The 20,324-nt window shown below is 57.2% G+C and carries 21 protein-coding genes, 1 tRNA gene and 1 pseudogene; 13 read left to right on the forward strand and 10 right to left on the reverse strand.

Translation table 11 applies throughout. The features are described from left to right. Positions 1 to 20: 20 nt before the first annotated feature. Positions 21 to 761 (forward strand): energy-coupling factor ABC transporter permease, encoded by a 741-nt coding sequence (locus tag NGJ21_RS17415; RefSeq protein WP_052326222.1) that lies wholly within the window; start codon positions 21 to 23, stop codon positions 759 to 761. Positions 762 to 891: 130 nt separating this feature from the next. Here the strand turns inward: NGJ21_RS17415 and yacG are convergent, their stop codons facing one another. The 4 genes from yacG to NGJ21_RS17435 are packed head-to-tail and all read right to left on the reverse strand — an operon-like array spanning position 892 to position 3,789. After that, positions 892 to 1,092 (reverse strand): DNA gyrase inhibitor YacG, encoded by a 201-nt coding sequence (yacG, locus tag NGJ21_RS17420; protein WP_012316341.1) that lies wholly within the window; start codon positions 1,090 to 1,092, stop codon positions 892 to 894. After that, positions 1,089 to 1,712 (reverse strand): dephospho-CoA kinase, encoded by a 624-nt coding sequence (gene coaE, locus NGJ21_RS17425; protein ID WP_251962440.1) that lies wholly within the window; start codon positions 1,710 to 1,712, stop codon positions 1,089 to 1,091. The genes yacG and coaE overlap by 4 nt, the downstream gene beginning before the upstream one ends. Continuing rightward, positions 1,712 to 2,578, reverse strand: a complete 867-nt coding sequence (locus NGJ21_RS17430; protein ID WP_204918946.1) for a prepilin peptidase — start codon at positions 2,576 to 2,578, stop codon at positions 1,712 to 1,714. The genes coaE and NGJ21_RS17430 overlap by 1 nt, the downstream gene beginning before the upstream one ends. A gap of 2 nt (positions 2,579 to 2,580) precedes the next feature. Continuing rightward, entirely contained in the window at positions 2,581 to 3,789 is a 1,209-nt protein-coding gene (locus tag NGJ21_RS17435) for a type II secretion system F family protein (RefSeq protein WP_196997067.1), read from the reverse strand. A gap of 215 nt (positions 3,790 to 4,004) precedes the next feature. Between NGJ21_RS17435 and NGJ21_RS17440 the strand changes: the two genes are divergently transcribed. The 3 genes from NGJ21_RS17440 to NGJ21_RS17450 all read left to right on the forward strand — a co-directional run bounded on the left by NGJ21_RS17440 (position 4,005) and on the right by NGJ21_RS17450 (position 5,993). Next, positions 4,005 to 4,415 (forward strand): pilin, encoded by a 411-nt coding sequence (locus tag NGJ21_RS17440; RefSeq protein WP_237859810.1) that lies wholly within the window; start codon positions 4,005 to 4,007, stop codon positions 4,413 to 4,415. 70 nt (positions 4,416 to 4,485) lie between these two features. Then, a tRNA-Thr gene (locus NGJ21_RS17445) sits at positions 4,486 to 4,561 on the forward strand. Between the two features lie 10 nt (positions 4,562 to 4,571). Next, positions 4,572 to 5,993 carry a tyrosine-type recombinase/integrase gene (locus NGJ21_RS17450; RefSeq protein ID WP_012316336.1) on the forward strand — a complete coding sequence of 474 codons (1,422 nt, stop codon included), beginning with the start codon at positions 4,572 to 4,574 and terminating at the stop codon, positions 5,991 to 5,993. On the opposite strand, the gene NGJ21_RS25935 is transcribed toward NGJ21_RS17450, so the two are convergent. From NGJ21_RS25935 to NGJ21_RS17460, 3 genes and pseudogenes are all read right to left on the reverse strand, one after another. After that, complete coding sequence (locus NGJ21_RS25935; protein ID WP_353506392.1) at positions 5,986 to 6,276, reverse strand: topoisomerase DNA-binding C4 zinc finger domain-containing protein; 291 nt, start codon at positions 6,274 to 6,276, stop codon at positions 5,986 to 5,988. The genes NGJ21_RS17450 and NGJ21_RS25935 overlap by 8 nt on opposite strands. Before the next feature lie 115 nt (positions 6,277 to 6,391). Beyond that, positions 6,392 to 7,147, reverse strand: coding sequence for an IS21-like element ISPsy14 family helper ATPase IstB (gene istB / locus NGJ21_RS17455; RefSeq protein ID WP_251962441.1), 756 nt, complete (start codon positions 7,145 to 7,147; stop codon positions 6,392 to 6,394). A gap of 18 nt (positions 7,148 to 7,165) precedes the next feature. Then, positions 7,166 to 7,486 (reverse strand): annotated as a pseudogene (locus NGJ21_RS17460) (IS21 family transposase); the annotation flags it as partial. Between the two features lie 29 nt (positions 7,487 to 7,515). Here NGJ21_RS17460 and NGJ21_RS17465 point away from each other — a divergent pair. After that, positions 7,516 to 8,160 (forward strand): recombinase family protein, encoded by a 645-nt coding sequence (locus NGJ21_RS17465; protein ID WP_251962442.1) that lies wholly within the window; start codon positions 7,516 to 7,518, stop codon positions 8,158 to 8,160. Between the two features lie 238 nt (positions 8,161 to 8,398). Here the strand turns inward: NGJ21_RS17465 and NGJ21_RS17470 are convergent, their stop codons facing one another. The 3 genes from NGJ21_RS17470 to NGJ21_RS17480 all read right to left on the reverse strand — a co-directional run bounded on the left by NGJ21_RS17470 (position 8,399) and on the right by NGJ21_RS17480 (position 11,760). Beyond that, positions 8,399 to 9,763, reverse strand: coding sequence for an MFS transporter (locus NGJ21_RS17470; RefSeq protein ID WP_251962443.1), 1,365 nt, complete (start codon positions 9,761 to 9,763; stop codon positions 8,399 to 8,401). 111 nt (positions 9,764 to 9,874) lie between these two features. Then, entirely contained in the window at positions 9,875 to 10,813 is a 939-nt protein-coding gene (gene kce, locus NGJ21_RS17475) for a 3,5-dioxohexanoate:acetyl-CoA acetone transferase (RefSeq protein ID WP_012316332.1), read from the reverse strand. Between the two features lie 5 nt (positions 10,814 to 10,818). After that, positions 10,819 to 11,760 (reverse strand): 3-hydroxyacyl-CoA dehydrogenase family protein, encoded by a 942-nt coding sequence (locus tag NGJ21_RS17480; RefSeq protein WP_012316331.1) that lies wholly within the window; start codon positions 11,758 to 11,760, stop codon positions 10,819 to 10,821. A gap of 134 nt (positions 11,761 to 11,894) precedes the next feature. Between NGJ21_RS17480 and NGJ21_RS17485 the strand changes: the two genes are divergently transcribed. The 8 genes from NGJ21_RS17485 (at position 11,895) to NGJ21_RS17520 (ending at position 19,879) form a co-directional block, all read left to right on the forward strand. Further along, positions 11,895 to 12,932 carry an AraC family transcriptional regulator gene (locus NGJ21_RS17485; protein WP_012316330.1) on the forward strand — a complete coding sequence of 346 codons (1,038 nt, stop codon included), beginning with the start codon at positions 11,895 to 11,897 and terminating at the stop codon, positions 12,930 to 12,932. Positions 12,933 to 13,084: 152 nt separating this feature from the next. Beyond that, complete coding sequence (locus NGJ21_RS17490) at positions 13,085 to 13,612, forward strand: cupin domain-containing protein (RefSeq protein WP_012316329.1); 528 nt, start codon at positions 13,085 to 13,087, stop codon at positions 13,610 to 13,612. Positions 13,613 to 13,756: 144 nt separating this feature from the next. Beyond that, positions 13,757 to 15,031, forward strand: coding sequence for an OprD family porin (locus NGJ21_RS17495; protein ID WP_251962444.1), 1,275 nt, complete (start codon positions 13,757 to 13,759; stop codon positions 15,029 to 15,031). 25 nt (positions 15,032 to 15,056) lie between these two features. Beyond that, positions 15,057 to 15,443, forward strand: coding sequence for a carboxymuconolactone decarboxylase family protein (locus NGJ21_RS17500; protein WP_012316327.1), 387 nt, complete (start codon positions 15,057 to 15,059; stop codon positions 15,441 to 15,443). A gap of 450 nt (positions 15,444 to 15,893) precedes the next feature. After that, complete coding sequence (locus NGJ21_RS17505; RefSeq protein WP_251962445.1) at positions 15,894 to 17,048, forward strand: Fic family protein; 1,155 nt, start codon at positions 15,894 to 15,896, stop codon at positions 17,046 to 17,048. 263 nt (positions 17,049 to 17,311) lie between these two features. After that, the gene (locus NGJ21_RS17510; protein WP_251962508.1) at positions 17,312 to 17,890 is read left to right on the forward strand and encodes a plasmid pRiA4b ORF-3 family protein; all 579 of its coding nucleotides are present in this window, start codon (positions 17,312 to 17,314) and stop codon (positions 17,888 to 17,890) included. A gap of 157 nt (positions 17,891 to 18,047) precedes the next feature. Then, on the forward strand, positions 18,048 to 19,412 hold the full coding sequence (locus NGJ21_RS17515) for a type II toxin-antitoxin system HipA family toxin (RefSeq protein ID WP_251962446.1): 1,365 nt from the start codon (positions 18,048 to 18,050) through the stop codon (positions 19,410 to 19,412). Further along, complete coding sequence (locus NGJ21_RS17520; RefSeq protein ID WP_251962447.1) at positions 19,409 to 19,879, forward strand: helix-turn-helix domain-containing protein; 471 nt, start codon at positions 19,409 to 19,411, stop codon at positions 19,877 to 19,879. Before NGJ21_RS17515 ends, NGJ21_RS17520 begins: the two co-directional genes overlap by 4 nt. The last annotated feature ends 445 nt before the right edge of the window (positions 19,880 to 20,324 follow it).

Consider the following 20,324-nt stretch of genomic DNA (forward strand, 5'->3'; position numbering starts at 1 on the left):
CGCTAAACCATGACGATAAGATGCTGTTTTTGAATGGGTGTAGACTCAGGTATGTCCACAGTCTCGACAGGGGCATTCGTCAAGTGATCAGCGCGCAAGTGTTGTCCAGCACCAGCCTCACGCTCGGTTGGGTAGGGTTCGTCCCTTTGCTGCTGTGGGCGGCCAGCCGCACTCGCTGGCTGGAACTGTTCGCCGACAGCCGCCGGCAGCACCTGCTGTTCGGTACGGTGTTCTGCCTGTTTGCACTCTGGCTGGTCCGGCGCGACTTCGACACCGGTGTGTCGTACCACTTCATCGGCATGACCGCCGTGACGTTGTTGCTGGACTGGCCGCTGGCGGTGCTTGGCGGGTTTCTGGCCCAGCTCGGCTTGTTGGCGCTGGGGCGCCAGGACCTGGCAGCGCTTGGTATCAACGGCCTGCTGCTGATCGGCCTGCCGGTGCTGATCACTGAGGTGTGCGCCATCCTGGTCGAGCGGGCACAGCCGCGTAACCTCTTCGTTTATATCTTCTGCTCGGGGTTCTTTCCCGCAGCACTGACCGTGCTGGTGTGCCTGCTGGCCGGGTTGGGGCTGCTGTGGCTGGACGGGCGTTTCGCCATGCCGGAGTGGCTCAGCGACTTTGTCGGCTACCTGTGGCTGATGATGTTCCCGGAGGCGTTCATCAACGGCATGGTGGTCAGTGCGCTGGTGGTGTTCTGCCCGGAGTGGCTGGAGACATTCAACCGCACGCGGTACCTGCAGGCACCGTGGAAGGACGAGTAGCAGCGGCCTTGTGTCGCGAAAGGGCCGCAGAGCGGCCCCAGCAATTGTTGCATCAATACCGAAACATCGAGGGCCGCTGCGCAGCCCTTTCGCGACACAAGGCCGCGCCCACAGGTCCCGATGCAGCGCCTTAGTGGCGCGGCTCCAGGTCCCCCGAATACAACTCATCCTCGGACTCTTGCGACCCCGCAATCTTGTGCTCCTCAGCCGCCCAGGCGCCCAGGTCGATCAACTTGCAACGGTCAGAGCAGAACGGCCGGAACGCGTTTTTCGCGTCCCATTCCACAGGTGCGCCACAGGTAGGGCAATCGACGGTCAATGGCTGGCTCATGGCTGGCCTCCTCGTAAAGTCAGGTAAAAGTGGTGCAGATGGTCGATCTGCGCATGCAGCGCGGCAAGGTCACTGTCGTTGACCACCACATCATCGGCATGGCGCAAGCGCTCTTCGCGGGCCAACTGAGCCTTGAGGATGGCTTGCACCTGCTCGGGGCTGGTGTTGTCCCGCTGCAAGGTGCGCGCAACCTGCAGCGCTTGCGGTGCATCGATCACCAGCACACGCTGGGTTTTCTGGTACTGGCCAGACTCGATCAGCAGCGGCGACACATACACCGCATACGGCGACTCAGCCATGGCCAGGTAGCTGAATATCTCCTGCCCGATCAGTGGGTGCAGCAGCTGTTCAAGCCATTTGCGCTGGGCCGGGTCGGCGAAGATCAACTGGCGCAACGCTGTGCGATCAAGCTGGCCGTCCTCCAGCAGCACGCCCGGGCCAAAGCGCTCGACAATGCTGGCCAAGGCCGGGCGGCCGGGCTCCACGACCCAACGCGCGGCCTGGTCGGCATCGACCAGGTGCACACCAAGCTCGACGAAGCGCTCGGCGGCGGCGCTTTTGCCGCTGCCAATGCCGCCGGTGAGGCCGAGAATCCAGGGGGTGAACGGCGCAGTGGTCATCAGAATCCAAGCAGTTGCAGGTATGAGGCGTATATTTCATCACCCCAGAGCACGGCAATCCACCCCGCAATGGCCAGATAAGGACCAAAAGGTATCGCCGTACCCATCGAATGGCTGCGCAGGCGCAACATGCACAACCCCACCACCGCCCCGACCAGCGACGACAGCATCAAGGTCAGCGGCACTACCTGCCAGCCGCCCCAGGCCCCGATCAGCGCCAGCAGCTTGAAGTCGCCGTAACCCATGCCTTCCTTGCCGGTGATCAGTTTGAACAGCCAATACACTGTCCACAGGCTGAGATAACCGGCCACCGCGCCCCAGATGGCGTCGGACAATGGCACCACGGTATCGAAAACATTGACGATCAGCCCCAGCCACAGCATTGGCAGCACCAGCACATCCGGCAGGATCTGCTTGTCGTGGTCGATAAGGCTCAGCGCCAGCAGGCTCCAGGTAAAGGCCAGCAAGGCCAGTGCCTCCATCCCGGCACCGGAATGCCAGGCCACCGTCAGCGACAGCAAGGCGCAGGCCAGCTCCACCAGCGGGTACCGTGAGCCGATAGGCTGTTTGCACGCAGAGCAGCGCCCGCGCAAGGCCAGGTAACTGAGCACCGGAATATTTTCCCAGGCACGGATCGCATGCCCACAGTGCGGGCAACGTGAAGCGGGCAGGCACAGGTCGAAGCGCTCATGCTCATCGGTCGGCAGCCCCAGCGCCTCCTGCGCTTCACGCTGCCATTGGCGCTCCAGCATGATCGGCAGCCGATACGCCACCACATTGATGAAGCTGCCGACCAACAGGCCAAGCACTGTCGCAAGGGTGAAGAAGTACGCCGGCTGTTCGGCCAGTAAAGTCCATAAAGTCATGTTCAGATCAAACTACCCAACTGGAAGATCGGCAGGTACATCGCCACCACCAGGCCACCGACCAGCAGGCCCAGGACCAGCACGATGGCTGGCTCCAGCAGGCTGGTCAACTGGTCCAGCGCCTGGCTGACCTGTTCCTCGTAAAGGCTGGCGGCTTTTTCCAGCATCTGGTCCAGGGTGCCGCTTGATTCACCGATGGCCGTCAGCTGCACCAGCAGCGGCGGGAACAACGGCTCAGCCGCCATCGCCTGATGCAGCCCTTGCCCATTGGCCATGCCCTGGCGCAGCCGCAAAATGGCCCGCTCGTGCAGCTCGCCCCCACAGGCCCTGGCCACGGTGCCCAGCCCATCCAGCAGCGGTACCCCAGCGGCATACGCCGTAGCCAGGCTGCGTGCAAAACGGGCTAGCGCTGCTTGCCCCAGCAGCCGACCGAACACCGGCAGGCGCAGTACCTGGCAAGATATCCACAGGCGTGCTGGCGCATGCTGCCGATACAGCTGGCGCATACCCAATGCCACCACAAGCAGGGTTATCAACAGCAGCGGCCCATGGCGGCCCAGCCCTGTGGACAAGCCGATGACCCATTGCGTGAACGCCGGCAACGCAGCATCAAAGCCGGCAAACAGACTTTCAAAGCGCGGAATCACTTCCAGCAACAGCACCGCCGACACGCCCAGGCCGGTGAGCAACAGCAGCAGCGGATACAGCATCGCCTTGCGCACCCGTTTGAGCAGTGCCTGGCGCTGCTCCAGCATGCCCGCCAGTTGCTCAAGCTGCCGGTCGAGCGTGCCGGATTGCTCGCCCACGCGTACCAGGTTGCAGTAAAGCCCGTCGAACCACTGCGGGTGACGCTGCAACGCATCCGCCAGCCCCAACCCCGCCGCCACATCCTGTTTCAAACGTTCCAGCAACGCCGCCTGCCCCGCGCTGCACCCACTGCGGCCCATCACCTGGAAGGCCTGCAGCAGCGGTACACCCGCCCTCAGCAACGTTGCCAACTGCCGGCTGAAACCCGCCGGGTCGCTCTTTACCCTACGTGCAGGCCAGCGCCATACCAGCCCGCCCGCGGGCCGCAAACTAGCCACGCGAATGCCCTGGCGCTGCAGCCCGGCCCGCACATAGGCCGGGCTGCGCCCAGCCATCTGCCCGCGCACTTCTGCGCCATTGGCATCGATGCCCTGCCAGGCATAGAGCTGTGTTGAATGGTTCATGCAAAGGTCCTTTTCTGCCCGTGTGACAAGCCTGGAAACAGCTTGTCGTGTCCATGAAGGGGCGCGCATTGGCGATGCTCACTAGAGTAGTTCAGCGAAGGTGACGCCCCGGCCGGCAGGGGTGACAAAAGGTGTCTGTTCAGGTCTACTGCGCCGCTGCCAGCCGGGGTCGAGCCTGACCTCAACGAACACGCGTATCAAAAAGGAAACCGTTCATGAAAGGGCAACGCGGTATCACCCTGATCGAACTGATGATCGTCGTCGCGATCATCGGCATCCTGGCGACCATCGCCATCCCGATGTACACCAACCACCAGTCACGCACCAAGGCGGCTGCCGGTTTGCTGGAGATCAGCGCGCTGAAGACAGCGATGGACCTGCGCTTGAATGAAGGGAAGGATGTGGCCGATGTAGCTGCACTGGGCGGCCAGCCCGCGACCGCGCATTGCGCGATCACCGCTGCCGGCAAGGCTGCCGACGGCAACGGGAGCATCGTCTGCACCCTGGTGGAGGCACCGGCCAATGTGGTGGGCAAGGCCCTCACCCTGACGCGCTCGGCTACCGGCTGGCGCTGCACCACCAACATCGAGGAAGACCTGGCGCCCAGTGGCTGCAAAGGGGCCTGAGGGCAGGGGAATAAGTCAGCGGAAACAGGCGTTTGCGTAACGGCTGCGGCAGTGGTACGTTGCGCTACACGCCGGTGTAGCTCAGTCGGTAGAGCAGCGCACTCGTAACGCGAAGGTCGCAGGTTCGATTCCTGTCTCCGGCACCATGAAATCTCCATGAAACCCTTTGAAATCAAGGGTTTGCGGCCTCTAAAGCCCCTCTCGCGTGGTAACCTTTGTGGTAACTACTCGATGAAAGCTAGCTTTGGCCCCCTCCAAGTGAACCTCCGTTACACCTACTCCCGCAAAGGGACGCTGTACTATCAGCGGCCCATCCCGAAAGAACTCCAGCCTCGATACGGCAAAAAACTCGTGAAGGTGAAGCTCAAGAGCGCGGATGTGCTCATGGCTAGCCGTGAGGTGGATCGCTTGAACCGACAGGTTGAGGCTGAGTGGGAACGCCTGCGGGCGGAACCGACATCCTCCCCGCAAGCTCTCAGGGCCCACGCCGTGTCTCTCCTCCGTGATTGGGGGCTCGCCGATCAGCCTGCGAAGAATGACCCCTCTATCGTCGAGGTGTTCTTCGACTTTCTGGACGGCAAACGGCCAAATCACGCAGTGGAGGATGAAGATCAACGCGCGCAACCCAACCCCGTGGAGTACCTCTCACCCACTGAGCGGGAAGCGGCCAAGCTGCTGGCAGGACGGGTTGAGGTAAGGCTGAGCGATGCGCTGGACTTCTACCTGGATAACCACACCAAGCGTGACGATGCCAAGTTCTCCGCAGATGCTCGGCGAGTGTTCGATGGACTGATGAATGTGATTGGTGACAAGCCCTTTGAGTCGGTCACTCGGGCGGATGCGAGGGCTTACGTTGATGCTGAGTTGGCTCGCGGCTCTGCCACCACCAGCGTTCGCCGCAGGCTATCCACCATCGTGGCGGTGTTCACTCGTTACGCACGGGAGCATGAGCTTTCGAGACCGAACCCGTTTGCCGAGCTTAAGATTATGGGCGAGGGCAGCGACTCGAAAGAGCGCCAACCATTCACCCCGGAAGAGCTTCAAAGGACGGTAGCGAGGTGCAGGGAAAAGGACGATGAACCGCGCTGGATTACTGCGATGCTAGCGGACACTGGAGCCCGTTTGGCGGAGGTGGTAGGTCTGCCCCTCGATGACATCAGACTGGACGCTGAGGTGCCTCATATCGTCATCCAGGAGCACCCATGGCGTTCGCTCAAGAACAAAGACAGCAAGCGTGTTGTGCCGCTCGTTGGGGCGTCCCTGTGGGCAGCCCAGCGCGCAGTGGCGGGCTCACTTCCGGGCGCAGTATTTGCCTTCCCTAAATACACGTCTGCGAAGGGATGCAATGCCAACAGTGCCTCCGCCACCATCGCCAAGTGGCTGAGGGGGCAGGGTGTCGCTCATACCGCTCATGAGCTTCGTCACACGATGGCTGATCGGCTTCGTGAGATTCAGTGCCCTGAGGACATACGAAAGAGCATCGGCGGGTGGGCTAGCGCTGATGTAGCCAGCCGGTACGGGAAGGGATACTCGCTTCATGTGATGCGAGAGTGGCTATTGAAAACAGAGCTCAGCTAGCGTGGGGACCAGGGCTTTTCGGCTTGGCGGCTGCTTTTTCGATCTTTCGTGTTCCTAAGCACCGAGGGTAGGAAGTGCAGCCGAGGAACTGCTTACCTCTGCTCCTTCCCGTCTTAGCGGTTCGAGTCACCATGGGGCTACCGCAAAGTAGGCACAGGGAGAGAGCGTCCCACTGATCTTTCGGCGGCTTTGCTATTTCGATTGCTTCGAGGCGAGCTGCTTCAGCGGCGCGCCTTACGGCCTCTTCTTTGGCGTTCTTCCGATCATTGAGTGCGGATTCCACGACACTTGGACACTCAGCCCACGATCATTTGGACACTCGTTCCACGCTCACTTGGACACCTAATCCACGTCCACTTGGACAGGCAGTCGGAGCGCAGCGACGCAGGTTTGCATTGTTAGTCTGAAGTCCCTGTCGTCGTCAATTTCGTTGCGCGCCTGCGCATCGATTCGCCCTTCAGTTCGATCCGGTAAGCGTTGTGCACCAGCCGATCGAGGATCGCGTCGCCCAAGGTCGGATCGCCGATCAGTGCGTGCCATTTGTCTACCGGCATCTGGCTGGTCACCAGCGTCGAGCGGTTGCCGTAGCGGTCGTCCAGCAGTTCGAGCATGTCGCGCCGTTGTGCGGCGGTAAACGGCGCCAGGCCCCAGTCATCCAGGATCAGCAAGTCGGTCTTGGCATAACCCGCCATCAGTTTCGCGAAGCGCCCATCGCCGTGGGCTAGGCCCAGCTCTTCCATCAAGCGCGGCAGGCGCAGATAGCGCACGCTGTAGCCGTCGCGGCAGGCCTTGTGGGCCAGCGCGCAGGCGAGCCAGGTTTTGCCTACGCCGGTTGGGCCGCCGATGATCAGGTTCAGGCCGTCGCGCAGCCACTGGCCGCTGCCCAGTTGCAGGATCAGCGCCTTGTCCAGGCCACGCGGGCTGCGGTAGTCGATGTCTTCCAGGCAGGTGTTGTGGCGTAGTCGTGCGGCTTTGAGGCGAGTCGTCAGGCGTGCATCTTCGCGCTCGGTCAGCTCGCGGTCGACCATCAGGCCAAGGCGTTCGTCGAAGCTGAGATCGTTGATGTCGGGCGTAGCGTGTTGCTCGCTGAGCGCTTTGACCATGCCGTGCAGGCGCAAGGTTTGCAGCTTGTCCAAGGTCGGGTTCGGTAGCATTTTGATCCTCCTTTCAGGTCAGTGGTAGTAGCCGGGGCCGCGCAGGTTGATGTGCTCGTCGGGCAGCAGCGGCAGGTTTTGCTGAGCCAGCGGTAGGCGTTCCAGCCCTTGGCGCAGGATCGATTCCAGACTCTTGTAACTGCATGCGCCCAGTGCCAGCGCACGCTGGCACGCGGCTTCCAGCCGCGCTTCGCCGTGCTGTTTGCTCAGGCGCAGGATGCCTAGGCAGGCGCGAAAGCCGTGCTGTGGGTGGATTCGGCGTTCGAGGATGTAGGTGATGACGCCAGCGGTGTTGGGCCCGGTTTGCTCTGCCCAGCGGATCAGCCGTTGCGGCGTCCAAACCATTCAAAGCGAACCGGAGCCGTTCCATGTACATCCGCGCCTACCTCCGCGCCTCTACTCAAGACCAAGATGCTCAGCGAGCCCGAACAGACCTCGAAGCGTTCGCCCATGAGCGCGGTTTGCGAATCGCAGCCTGGTACGCAGAGAACGAATCCGGAGCTAGCCTCAAGCGTCCAGAGCTATTCCGGCTGCTGGCTGATAGTCATCCCGGAGACGTGCTCTTGATTGAGCAAGTGGACCGCCTTTCGCGACTTAATGCCGGGGATTGGGACCGCCTCAAGGCTGAGCTGCTGGGCCGCAAAGTTCGTGTGGTCGCCCTCGACCTACCTACCTCCCACATGATGGTGAAGGCGGAGGATGAGATGACCATGAGGATGATGGACGCTCTAAACTCGATGATGCTGGATATGTTGGCTGCCATCGCCCGCAAGGACTATGAGGACAGACGCCGCAGGACCACTCAGGGTATTGCCCAAGCTAGGGAACGCGACAAGCTCAAACCTCAGGCGGAGAGGGCCTACAAAGGCCGTCCGGCGAACCATGAGCGCAACACCGCAATCCTGGCGATGCTAGATCGAGGTAGCAGTTGGTCGGAGGTCTGTGCGGCCACTGGCGCTTCCCGCAGCACGCTGCTGAGGCTCGTGAAGGCCCGTCAAAATACTGAAGCGTGAGCGTTCCGCTATCTGTTTTTGCGCGGCCCGTTCGGGGTATGAGTAAAGCATTCCCCATAATCTGACCACAGCCAATTGCACTGGCGTGAGATGAGATGTAAGAAATTACGGCCCAGCCTATCTGCTCTACCGTGCGTGGCGGTAAACCGGATAAGCCAGGCCGTAAACCTTTCCAGTGCTTAGGCTGGGCTACTGGGTTGATCGTAAACCGAGTCCACTTTGCACGAGTCCTGAGGGTCTATCGATGGCTTCCCACTCGCACCGCCTTCGCAGGTAGCGCCAGTAAAATCGCCAATCCACCTGCAAGCATCAGAAGCGAGATGGTGAAAATCCCGTTATCCAGACTGCCTGTCAGCTCCTTGATAAATCCGAGCAGCGCTGGGCTGACGAAGCCACCAACAACTCCAATCGAACTCACTAGTCCAATCCCGACAGCCGCAGTGGCTTTATTGAGATAGGTCGAAGGTATGGCCCAGTAGGCAATCCCTGCCCCAAATTGGAAAAAGCCAACGAAGCTCAGCACCGCAATTGTGGCCACCAACGAGTTGTTAAGGAATGGTGTGGTAGCGAGGCCGATTGCCCCCAGGATCAACGAGCCACCCACGTGCCAGCGGCGTTCCTTCAGTCGATCCGAGCTGGCCGAGACGAATAGCACACCCAGGGCAGCGAAGACATAAGGAATAGCCGAAAGCGCCCCTATATGGGAAACATCAGTCACCCCCAGGTTCTTAATGATTGTGGGCAACCAGAAGGTGAAGGTGTAGTTCGCGCATGCAGTGGTGAAATAGATGAATGCCAGTAGCCAAACCTTCGAATCCCCCAGCGCCAGGCGCAGCTTCGATAGGGCGCCCACATGGCCCTTCTCAACAGAGGCATCTGAATCTTTTGCCATGGCATCAGCAACCACTTGCTTCTCGGCATCACTTAACCAGCGCGCCTCTGATGGACGATTGGCCAGCAGGAGATAGCAGAGGCAACCCAGCAAAACAGTAGGAAGTCCCTCAATAAGGAACATCCACTGCCAACCGCTGAGGCCGCTCACACCATTCATGGACTGCATGATCCAGCCCGAGAGTGGACCGCCGATGATCCCGGCCACTGGAATAGCAAACATGAACTGGCCAGTGACTTTTCCGCGCCGCGTGCTCGGGAACCAGTAGGTGAGGTAGAGAATGATCCCCGGGAAGAATCCTGCCTCACAAACTCCCAGCAGTAGCCGAACGAAGTAAAACTGCTCAGGGGTTTTCACCAACATCGTTGAGGCTGATACCAGTCCCCACAGCACCATTATTCGCAGCAGAGTGATTCGAACACCTACTCGTTCGAGCCACATATTGCTAGGAACTTCGAATAACAGATAACTGATGAAGAAGATTCCTGCGCCTAATCCATATACGGCCTCAGAAAATCCGAGGTCGGCGCTCATCTGAAGTTTCGCGTACCCAACGTTGATTCTATCGAGGAAGGCTAATAGGTACGCCAAGAAAAGCAGCGGGACCAAGCGCCATGTGATCCTCCGATATACGGAGTTCTCGGTGACCAGGTATTTATGTGAGGAAGCGGGGCCACCAGAAGCGTCCACGGTGGTTTCGACATTAGCCATAGCATTGCCTCGCGATGATTATTATTGTTCTTTCTCGCCTGTGGAGTTCGAAGGCTCCCTAGATACCAAGCCTTCGTAACCTCCACTGTCAAGGGTGTTGCTTAGTGGAAACTAAAATCCGACGTTCGCAGCGCCCTTGAGCCCCAGGATCTGGCGAGCCTCATCTGGCGTGGCGATTTCATACGACAGCTCTTCGAGAATTCGACGAATTTTCTGAACCTGCTCTGCGCTGGACTTTGCTTTCACCCCTTTACCCAAGTAGATACTGTCTTCCAATCCTACCCGCACATGTCCACCCATGATTGCGCCGATGGTGAGCAGAGGCATTTGATGGCGGCCAGCCCCCAAAATCGAAAACTCATAGTTGGTGCGCCCGAATAGGCGATCCGCGACGCTACGCATCATTGTGAGGTTTTCAGGGCAAGCGCCCAGGCCACCTAGAATTCCATAAATCGACTGGATAAAGAATGGTGGCTTAATCAAACCTTCATCAACAAAGTACGCGAGATTGTAAAGGTGCCCTACATCGTAGCACTCTAACTCAAAGCGTGTGCCCGACTCACCCAGATCTTGCATGATGTGCTTGATGTCTTTGAAGGTGTTTCTGAAGATCAGATCTTCCATGCCCTCGACATATGGTTTTTCCCACTCGTGTTTCCAGTTGTCGAATTTACGAGCAATAGGATGGATCGAAAAGTTCATTGATCCCATGTTTAGTGAGCACATTTCAGGGCGTGCCCGCAGCGGATATGCGAGACGCTCTTCAAGTGTCATACGCGTGCTTCCGCCTGTAGTGATGTTGATCACCGCACCCGTTTGGCGAGCAATTTCCGGGACAAATTGATCAAACAGCGCTGGATCTGGTGATGGCCGACCATCGATGGGGTCACGAGCATGCAAGTGGACGATGGAGGCACCAGCCTCGACAGCATCGATAGCCTGCTGGGCGATTTGTTCAGGTGTGATCGGCAGATATTCCGACATGGTCGGGGTGTGCATTGCACCGGTAACGGCACAGGTGATGATAATTTTGCGGTTCTTATTGTTCATCGCTTTTACTCAGCTTGGGACGTTCCAGGGGACTTGGCGGCCACTGACTCGATGAGTCGCATAGCCAATTGCTGACGAACCCCATCGGCTTGTTCTTTTGTCCATGACCGGAGTCCTTCGCCGGATCGCATTCCTTCGTGCCCATTTGCCAGCAGGGTTTCGAGCAGCGGATTTGGAGTTTGGTCGTTACATAAATCCGGGAAAATGACTTGGTGGACTAGCTTCGTCAGTTGGAGCCCCACCAAGTCTGCGTTCTCCATCGGGCCCAGGTAGGGCAACCTCATGCCGAAGCTTTGCTTTACCACCGTATCGATAGTCTCGGCGTCACACACGCCTTGGGAGACCAGAGAGATGGCCTCCCTCCACATTGCATGTTGAAGCCTGTTACCGATGAAACCAGCGACGTCTCGATTCACCTTAACCGGTGACTTACCCAGGCTCTGGAGGAGTTCGAAGGTCGATTCAAATACGCTCAGTGAGGTGTGCTCAGTACGCACTACCTCTACCAGAGGAACGAGATGAGGAGGGTTCCACCAGTGTGTGCCGACCAGTCGCGCTCGGGCCTCGGAGCCCAGCATCTCGCCGATTTCAGTGATGGGAATGACAGAAGTGTTGCTTGCCAGCACGGTGTGTGGTGGGGCGAAGCCAGCGATATCGGCGAAGAGCTTTTGCTTCAGTTCCAGCCGCTCTGGCACAGCCTCAATGACGATATCGGCGTTGCTCACCGCCTCCCGCAAGTCTGTGAAGAGGGCAATGTTCGCGAGAATCGGCGCTGAGGCTATACCCATCTGATCGAGGTTATGGGCCACTCGCTGCGGAGCGAGGTCCAAGGTGGCCGCATCGGGATCGTAGAGCGATACTTTATGTCCGGCTTGGGCAAAAACCTGTGCAATGCCATGGCCCATGAGCCCGGCCCCGATTACACAGGCCTGTAGAATCTTGTGCATGGTGACTCCGTTTTTATCGAGCCCGTTCGGGCTTTCTTGTTGAAGTCATACTACGAGCGTGCAGATAAGCTGGTAAGGTTGCTTTAGGACAGTTACCAGTCCTATCCGGACACTCGCGCTAACGGAGGGTTGCCATGCCTGCACCTAATCAGGTCTTCCTCAATCAGAAAATATTTGCTCCATACAAGATCGCCACGCTCGTTGAAGCAGTGGCTGAGCAAGGGATCACTGCGGAAGTCGTCCTCCAGGGAACGCAGCTCGATGTCTCCCAAATCAGCGATCCAAATACGCTGACCTCGATTCATCAGTACATTGAGGCCTGCGAAAATGTCATCCGAGCCTCGGCAGACTCCTCAACTGCTTTTCAGGTTGGATCTCGTATGCATCTCTCTGCATACGGGATGTATGGGTATGCGTTGATGTGCAGTTCAACGCTGCGAGATTTTTTCGACTTCGGCGTGAAATACCACGTGCTCGCCACACCCACACTGACGATCAGTTGGCGCGAAGAAGCCGATGCCGCCATTTGGGAGTTCACGGAGGTTTACAGTCATCTCATGAGCCCAAAGGCGAGGCAGTTTCTGCTCCGCCAGCAGATGGCTCAACACGTCACTCATCTGAACGATGCGGCAGGGCCTGAGTGCCGGCCTATAAAGGCTCTGTTCGCATTTCCCACTCCTTCGGATTCGGCCAGGTATGAGCGGTTCCTAGGGTGTGAATGCGAGTTTGGCCATCAAGTGACGGAGCTTCACTACCCTCATAAGATTTTGGCCCAAGCTCCTCAGCTTGCTAATCGCCTAACCCGTACCGTGCTGCAGGAAACGTGTGACCGTCTGATAGGCAAAGCGAAGACCTCGTCAGGCTTCGCGGGTGAGGTTTACCAACTGATGATGCTGACTCCGAATCAGTTTCCGACGATGGAACAGGTCGCTCAGCAAATGCGATTGACCACCAGGACTCTACGCAGAAAGCTGGACGCGGAAGGGACGGACTTCGGAGCTATTCTTGATGACGTGAGAAGCAGCCTTGCCTTGGAGTATCTGCAAACCACTAAGATGAGCACTGAGGACATCGCAGCCAAAATCGGCTTCAGCGACAGTACAAATTTTCGACGAGCGTTCAAGCGGTGGACAGGGAAGACACCTCGGCAGGTCAGGGAGGAATCGAAGTAGTGCGCCCTACGTCTGGATGTCCGATTATGACCGTTTTGAATCCGGTTATGACCTCGCATTTTTCAGGCAGGATTCGTAGTATGCGGCGAAGGTAGACCTCATTGAGGGCCTACTCGGCAAATGGCCCAATCAAAGAATAAGAGTGCCTGACCATGCTCATACCTGTGCGACGTATCATCACGTGTGATAATTCAAACGGTCGATCTACCGTCCTCTCTGACGGTCCTGCCACTCACTGCATCGGCGGTCTCACCGAGCTGTGGACCACCGGAAAAGCTCCGCATGATCACAGTTCAACCACTGATCACGGTGAGCTGTCCAATAGCTTGGAGCCTCCCGCATCGGGCACGGTTTTCAGATTCTTTCAGATCCCTCCTGAAGCAGATACAGCTCACCTCAGTCTTGAGGAGAAGGCGAAGGCTTGGGGTGACCTGTTCGCAAGAATGAATGCGGCCCACGTTCAACCTGATACCACTCGTGATCCGGGCATGCACAAGAGTTCTACTACTGACTACATAATTCTCCTGCAAGGTTCAATCACGCTCGTGCTCGATGAAGCCGAAGTTGAAATGAAGCCGTTTGATGTAGTTATTCAGCGCGGCACCAATCACTCATGGGTAAACCGGGGTGATGTTGATGCTCTGTTGATGGCGGTCCTGGTAGACGCAAGAGGGTCTTGAAAGCTCGCTGAATTACTTAAAGCAACTCGATCCCTTAATGATTTTAGGGGGGGCGGCTTTACTGTGTGCTCCACTTGTGACTTTTTGAATGCTGCTAAGTGTCAGCTTCGTTCTCGTCTGCCCGTAAAAAGGAAAATAAAAATAATGAAGATCCTTTTGATCCAGAAATTAAAACTTCAATCCAGCCTGCTCGGCGGCACAGTTGTAACGCTTTCGGTATTAGGTTTAGGAGCCCAGGCAAACGCCGAGGGGATGATCGAGGATACGAGCGCTTCGCTTAATCTGCGAAATTTTTACCACAATAGGAATTTTGTAGATCCCACTTATCCACAGGGCATGGCAGAAGAATGGGCGCAGAGCTTCATCTTGGATGTCCGCTCAGGCTTCACACAAGGGCCTGTGGGCTTCGGTGTGGATATTCTCGGGCTCTACTCCCTAAAACTTGACGGTGGGCGTGGAACTGCAGGCACTCAGCTCCTTCCAGTCCATGATGACGGCAGAGCCGCCGATGACTTCGGTCGTTTAGGGGTTGCAGTGAAAGCCCGAGTATCGAAGACAGAACTGAAGGTTGGTGAGTGGGTCTCATCGCTTCCGGTACTGCGTTCAGATGATGGTCGATCTTTACCTCAGACATTCAGGGGCGCACAGATCACATCTAAAGAAATCGAAAACGTTACACTTTATACTGGTCAGTTTCGAGGCAATAGCCCGAGAAACGATGGCAGCATGGAAAAAATGTTCATGTCTGGTAGGCCTGGAGCGGTATCTGATCGATTCAATTTTTTCGGTGGTGAGTACTCGTTCAATAACCAGGCTACTCAAGTTGGCCTTTGGTATGCAGAACTGCAAGACATCTACAAGCAGCAGTATTTTAATGCGGTACATAGTCAGCAGTTAGGCGACTGGCGGCTAGGTGCGAATCTTGGCCTGTTCTTGGGAGATGAGTCCGGTTCTGCCAAGGCAGGCGAAATGGACAACAAGACTGCCACACTGATGCTTTCTGCAAAGACCGGCGCGAATACGTTTTATGTAGGATTACAGGGCGTCTATGGAGATACAGGTTGGATGCGTGTTAACGGGGCCGCTGGCAGTGCGCTCGCGAACGATACTTTCATTTCAAGCTACGATTTTGCCAAAGAGCGCTCTTGGCAGATTCGTCATGATTTCAATTTTGTAGCCTTGGGAATACCTGGTCTGACAATTATGAACCGCTACCTGTCGGGTAGTAATATTCATGCCGATGCAGTGACTGACGGAAAAGAGTGGGGGCGCGAGTCCGAGCTCGCGTATGTTGTGCAGAGCGGACCGCTGAAAGACATGTCTATCAAATGGCGAAACTCTTCGCTAAGAAGAGATTTCAGTAATTTCGATATTGATGAGAATAGGGTGATTATAAATTACCCAGTTAAGTTTTTATGACCAACTTTCTTGACTGCAGGTGATTATGAGCGACGTACTTGACGGAAGAGGCATGCGGGCAGCAGTCATGGGGGAGCCGTTTGTAGAGCTGGCTATGCGCAGCGCCAACGGGTTCACTCTACCGCTCCAGGAGTTCATCAATGATCATGCCTGGGGAAGTGTGTGGCTTAGAGAAGGCATCTCCCTCAAGCTTCGAAGCTTGGTGACAATCGCCGTGCTGACTGCTTTGAAATCACCAAAGGAACTTTCTGGGCATGTGCGCGGGGCTCTTAACAATGGCTGTACTCCGGAGGAGATCCAGGAGGTCATTCTTCACTGCGCGGTTTATGCCGGTGTACCCGCTTCTGCGGAAGGCTTCCGTGTGGCTAGAGCCGTGATTGAGGAGGATATTCCAGGTCCAGTTCAGTCATGACGGCAAGCGGCGAGAATTGCTAGAGGGGACGTAGGAGCACGGGCTGTCCTCTGCGCCAACAAGCGTGATCCCTGCGGCCGCTAGTGATAGCGCTGTGGTAATCCTGTGGTAACCTCGCCAGCCCTGCACGCGATTGCACCCGAATTCATTGGTCGCCACACCCCGGTTCGATTCCTATCGTTCCTGTCTCCGGCACCACATTCAGATTGGCCAGTGGCGATTTTTCGCTTGTTGGCCCTGCTAAGAAGCCCGCCGTGTGCGGGTTTTTTTGTGGCTGTCTTTTACGCTGTGAATCTGCGTGCTTTGACTTAATGGGGTGCGGTTTTCCACTTAGGGTTGCACGGTTTTCTAGATAGTGGTTATCTGTTGATTCGGTTTTAGCCAACGTTTACTGGGCAAATGCCGAATTTTTTCTAGATAATGGTTTTTCTGTTTAGAGATAATTTTGAGATGCCCCAGTTTTCCCACTACGACCTGCAGCTGCTGAACCCCTCCTTCGACTCGCCATTGGTTGACGTTCTGGCCGAACTCGAGTTTCTGCGCAGACTGAGGTTGGAGGGAGACACCCCACCCCAGGTGTTCTTTCAGCTCAAGGCGCTGTTCCATACCTTGGAGAGCTTGGGGTCTGCTCGAATCGAGGGCAACCACACCACGCTGGCCGACTACATTGACAGCAAGGTCGAAGGCAAAGCCGAGAGCACCGACCAGTTGCTGGAAATTGCCAACATCGAGAAGGCAATGGACTACATCGAAGAGGTGGTTAAGCCCGGTGAAGACCTGACAGAGCATACGATTCGAGAGCTGCACGCCATGACCGTGCACGGGTTGCGGCGCGAAGGCGATAAAACGCCTGGCGCCTACCGGGAAGGCGCGGTCAGGATCGCGCAGGCGGAGCATCTACCTCCGGAAGGTGTGCTGGTGCCCCAGTACATGCAAGAGTTGGTCAGCTTCATCAATCGTGACGACTCGCCTAAGTACGCCCTGATGAAGGTCGCCCTGGCGCACCACCGTTTCGGCTGGATTCACCCATTCGGCAATGGCAATGGGCGGGTGGTAAGGCTGCTGACCTATGCATTGTTGATGAAGTACGGCTTTAACGTGAACTCGGGTGGCCGAGTGCTCAATCCCACGGCAGTGTTCTGCAATGACCGAGACAAGTACTACACCATGCTGGGGGTGGCTGATACCGGTACCATCGCGGGCTCGGAAGCATGGTGTACCTATGTGTTGCAAGGCATTCGGGATGAGCTGGAGAAGGTGGACAAGCTCACCGATTATGGCTATCTCACTAAATGCATTCTGCACCCAGCGGTGAGCTTTGCACGCAGTCGGGAATGGATTACCGAGACCGAGGAACGGATCCTTGTCGGCGTGATAAAGATGAAGGTAGTGAAATCAAGTGATATTGCTCAGGCGCTTCCAACGCTCACCCCTAACCAACGAACGTATCAGATTAAAAATCTGGTAGAGCAAGGCATGCTTTTGCCGGTCAATCCGGGGGCGAGGCAATACACCATTGGCTTCTCCAGCAACTATCTGGTGCGTGGGGTAATCAAGGCGCTGAGAGAGCAGGGGTTCATTCCTGAACCTCTCGATAGGCCTTGAGAAATCGCAGGTTCGTGCCGAATCCAGCTTGATCTTGCCACCCTGGCGCGGCCTTGCCGGGGCGCCGGGCCGGTCGGAAAGGGCCGCAAGGCGGCCGCTGCATTTCTTGAACCACCGTAATCTTGCAGCCCTGCTACCCATCCAATCTCGCTGCGGCCGTCATCTTGGAGCGCATCGCCGAACACCCGATCAATTGGGTCGATAAACTGCCTCCCGTGGTACGGTTCTTTCGCCCTACTGAACTCTGCGAGGTGGCCTTACCCATGGTCAAAACTGTTCGCTTGCCCAAACCCGCGGCCGACCTGTTGTTGCTGCACATTGAATTGAAATACATCGAGCCGGCCATCTGGCGCCGCGTGGCGGTACCGGAAAACATCACCCTGGGCAGATTGCATTCAGTGATCCAGGTCGTGATGGGATGGGAGGGTGGGCACCTGCATGAATTTGAAATTGCCGGTGAGAATTACGGCATACCCGACCCCGATGGCTGGGGGCCGCCGGTAAAGCCGGAAGCGCGCAAGACCTTGGTCAAAGCTTTGTGCGGGAAGAAGAGTTTCCGCTATGTGTATGACTTTGGTGACGGCTGGGATCACCGGATCAAAGTCGTGAAAGTGCTGCCCGCCATCGCCTGTCCGCAGGTGCCGTATTGCGTCGATGGTGCCAATGCCTGCCCGCCGGAAGATGTGGGCGGTGAGCCGGGTTATGCCGAGTTTCTTCAAGCCATGGCAGACCCCAATCACCCAGAGCATGAGGCCATGATGGAATGGTATGGGGATATCTTCGACCCGGCGGCTTTTGACTGTGAGCTTACGAATGGTTGGCTGAAGGAAATCAGGGTCTGACAGTCCCAGGCGGTGCGGATTCTCGCGCTTTGCTGCTTACCAGGCGCGGCAACTACCTCTAGCACCACCCGTGCGCTGTGAATGCATAATCGGTAGTTCGCTGCTGGTTTTACCCCTGCTTAAGCTTTTAATCAGCATCGTATTGCCGGTTTCCGCTATGCCCACTATGATAATCAGCATTCAAATGCTGATTAATGGTGTGGCGATGCCGCTCAGACTCACGATCCAGGCTTTCTCCGATGGTGCATGGAGCGATGCAGCGACACTCACGGTCGAGAACCCCGAGCGTGTTGCTGATGGACGGTGCCTTGTCGCATACGACAACGACTACATCATCGCGAACTTTGATCGCATGGAAGATCGTTGTGAACTGGCCCTGAGCGTTAACCTTCCGTTGAACTGGGACCACCATGACGTCACAGGGTATCCAGCATTCCTCTACGACATCATTCCCTCTGGTGCTGCCAAGGACTCTCTTGAATCCCGCTACGGGCGTCTTAAGCCCGAAGGCGTGGAAATGGGGCTGTACCTTCTGGAACGCTTCACGCCGGCCCCTATTGGGCATCTGCGCATCAAGGAGTCGGTGGAAGGCCTTCAGCCAGATCGGAACGAGGCTTTCGCGCATGCTGAGGTCGTGGACAGGACGAACGAATTTCTTGAGTACGCCTATGAAAGCGGCGCGGCGTTGGGCGGTGCTACCGGTGCCAACGGGCAAGCCCCCAAGCTGGTCATGACCCAAGCCCACGACGGTGCTCTGTATGCTGATGCGATGCTCCCCGATGACCAGGCGTGCCGTCACTGGCTGATCAAGTTCGCGCGTAATCGAGGCGGCGAGCGCGACCAAGACATCCTGCGAACAGAGTTTCATTACTACAAGGCGGTTGCTGCCCTCGGCCTTGATACGGTTCCCACTGATGGTTTGGCGCTTGAAGAGGCAGTGAAGCCAAGCCTCTGGATGCCACGGTTTGATCGCCGAGTAGTGGATGGCGGGGTGGAGCGGATACCGCTGGAGTCGGTGTACTCGATCTGCGGCATTACCGGCTACGCGCATCCGATGGCGCATGCCGAAGTGGTTCACCGACTGGTAGGTCTATGGATCGATAACGGCCAGCAGGATGAGGTGGACGACCTGGTGTTCGAATACGTGCGGCGCGATCTGCTGAACCGCATTCTAGGGAACACCGATAACCACGGCCGCAACACCTCCATCATGCGTGTGGGTGGGAGGTTTCGTTTGGCGCCAATCTATGACCTTGCGCCAATGATTCTGGATGAAGAGGGCATCACACGGACGACGAAGTGGGCGGCGGAGCGCAAGGGGTCTTCCAATTGGAGCGACAACTGCGCTGAGCTCGTTGGTTACACTGATCCCGATGTTCTGCTGCAACGGTTGAGGAATGCGGCTGAGGAATTCAGGGCGTTGCCCGATCTGCTGACCGATGCTCCTGAATCGATGCGCAATGCAGCCTCTCTACCCGTGAATAACCTGGATAAGCGACTCGTGGAGTGGGGACTGCGATGAAAAAACTACAGCCTGAAGAGCGCGCTCAGCTCGTAGAGGATATCGTCAAGCGCAACGCGGCGGGGCTCGATCCAATCGGCACATCCATCCGCCGTCTGCGGCTCGAAGTCACCGGGCTTGACCAAGAGACCTTCGCGGCCATGTGCAGGATGTCCACGAAAAGCCTGTACGAACTGGAAAGCGGGAAGTCGAATCCGAAGCTCAGCACTTTGGAGGCTGTGCTGCGTCTCTTTGGCGTGCGGATGGGTATGGTGATGACTGCCAAAGACAAGCCCATCGCAACGGTCGTCGGCAACAGTTTCGGCCAATTGAAGGCCGGTGGGCCAATCGCTGTGGCCGCGCCGCTGGCCAGTTCCTACGTGGTGGCCGGACCCAAGCGAGGGAAAAGCCCGGTGGCAGCCAAAGCGAAGAAGGCAGTGTCGAGCCCGGCATCGCCACGGGCACGGAAAAGCAGTCAGGAAAAGTGAGATTGATGTGGGATGCAAATAAAGTCTCATCCCATTTGCCTCTAACTGATCGGTTGCGGCATTAAGTCTGGTTGCTCGCAGTAGTTCCAAACCACGACGGCTTCATACTTGTAACGGTAACCATGGGTAATCGGGGGTTGAGTTTTTCCGCAGAACGTTGCAAGGTCCTCTAGATAGCGGTTATCTGTGTTTTCGGTTTTGGCGTGTCTCGTGTAATGGCGGCTGTGTGTGGGCAGGCTTCGGCCTGGCCGGGTTTCCAAGTTCCCCGGTATTCCTACCCCATACAAAGCTGCCACCCCCCAATCCTGCCGGAAGTAGCGATTAGGCTGCTGGGTAACAATCCCAAGCCTGATCCTTACGGGCGAACGTGACAGTTCAGCATGATTGTCGCGCCACTGCGCGCTATGGCGTGCTGTCGTGACAACTCCTACGGCTCATGATGCAC

The sequence above is a fragment of the Pseudomonas sp. Marseille-Q5299 genome (assembly GCF_943737035.1).
GTDB lineage: Bacteria > Pseudomonadota > Gammaproteobacteria > Pseudomonadales > Pseudomonadaceae > Aquipseudomonas > Aquipseudomonas putida_E.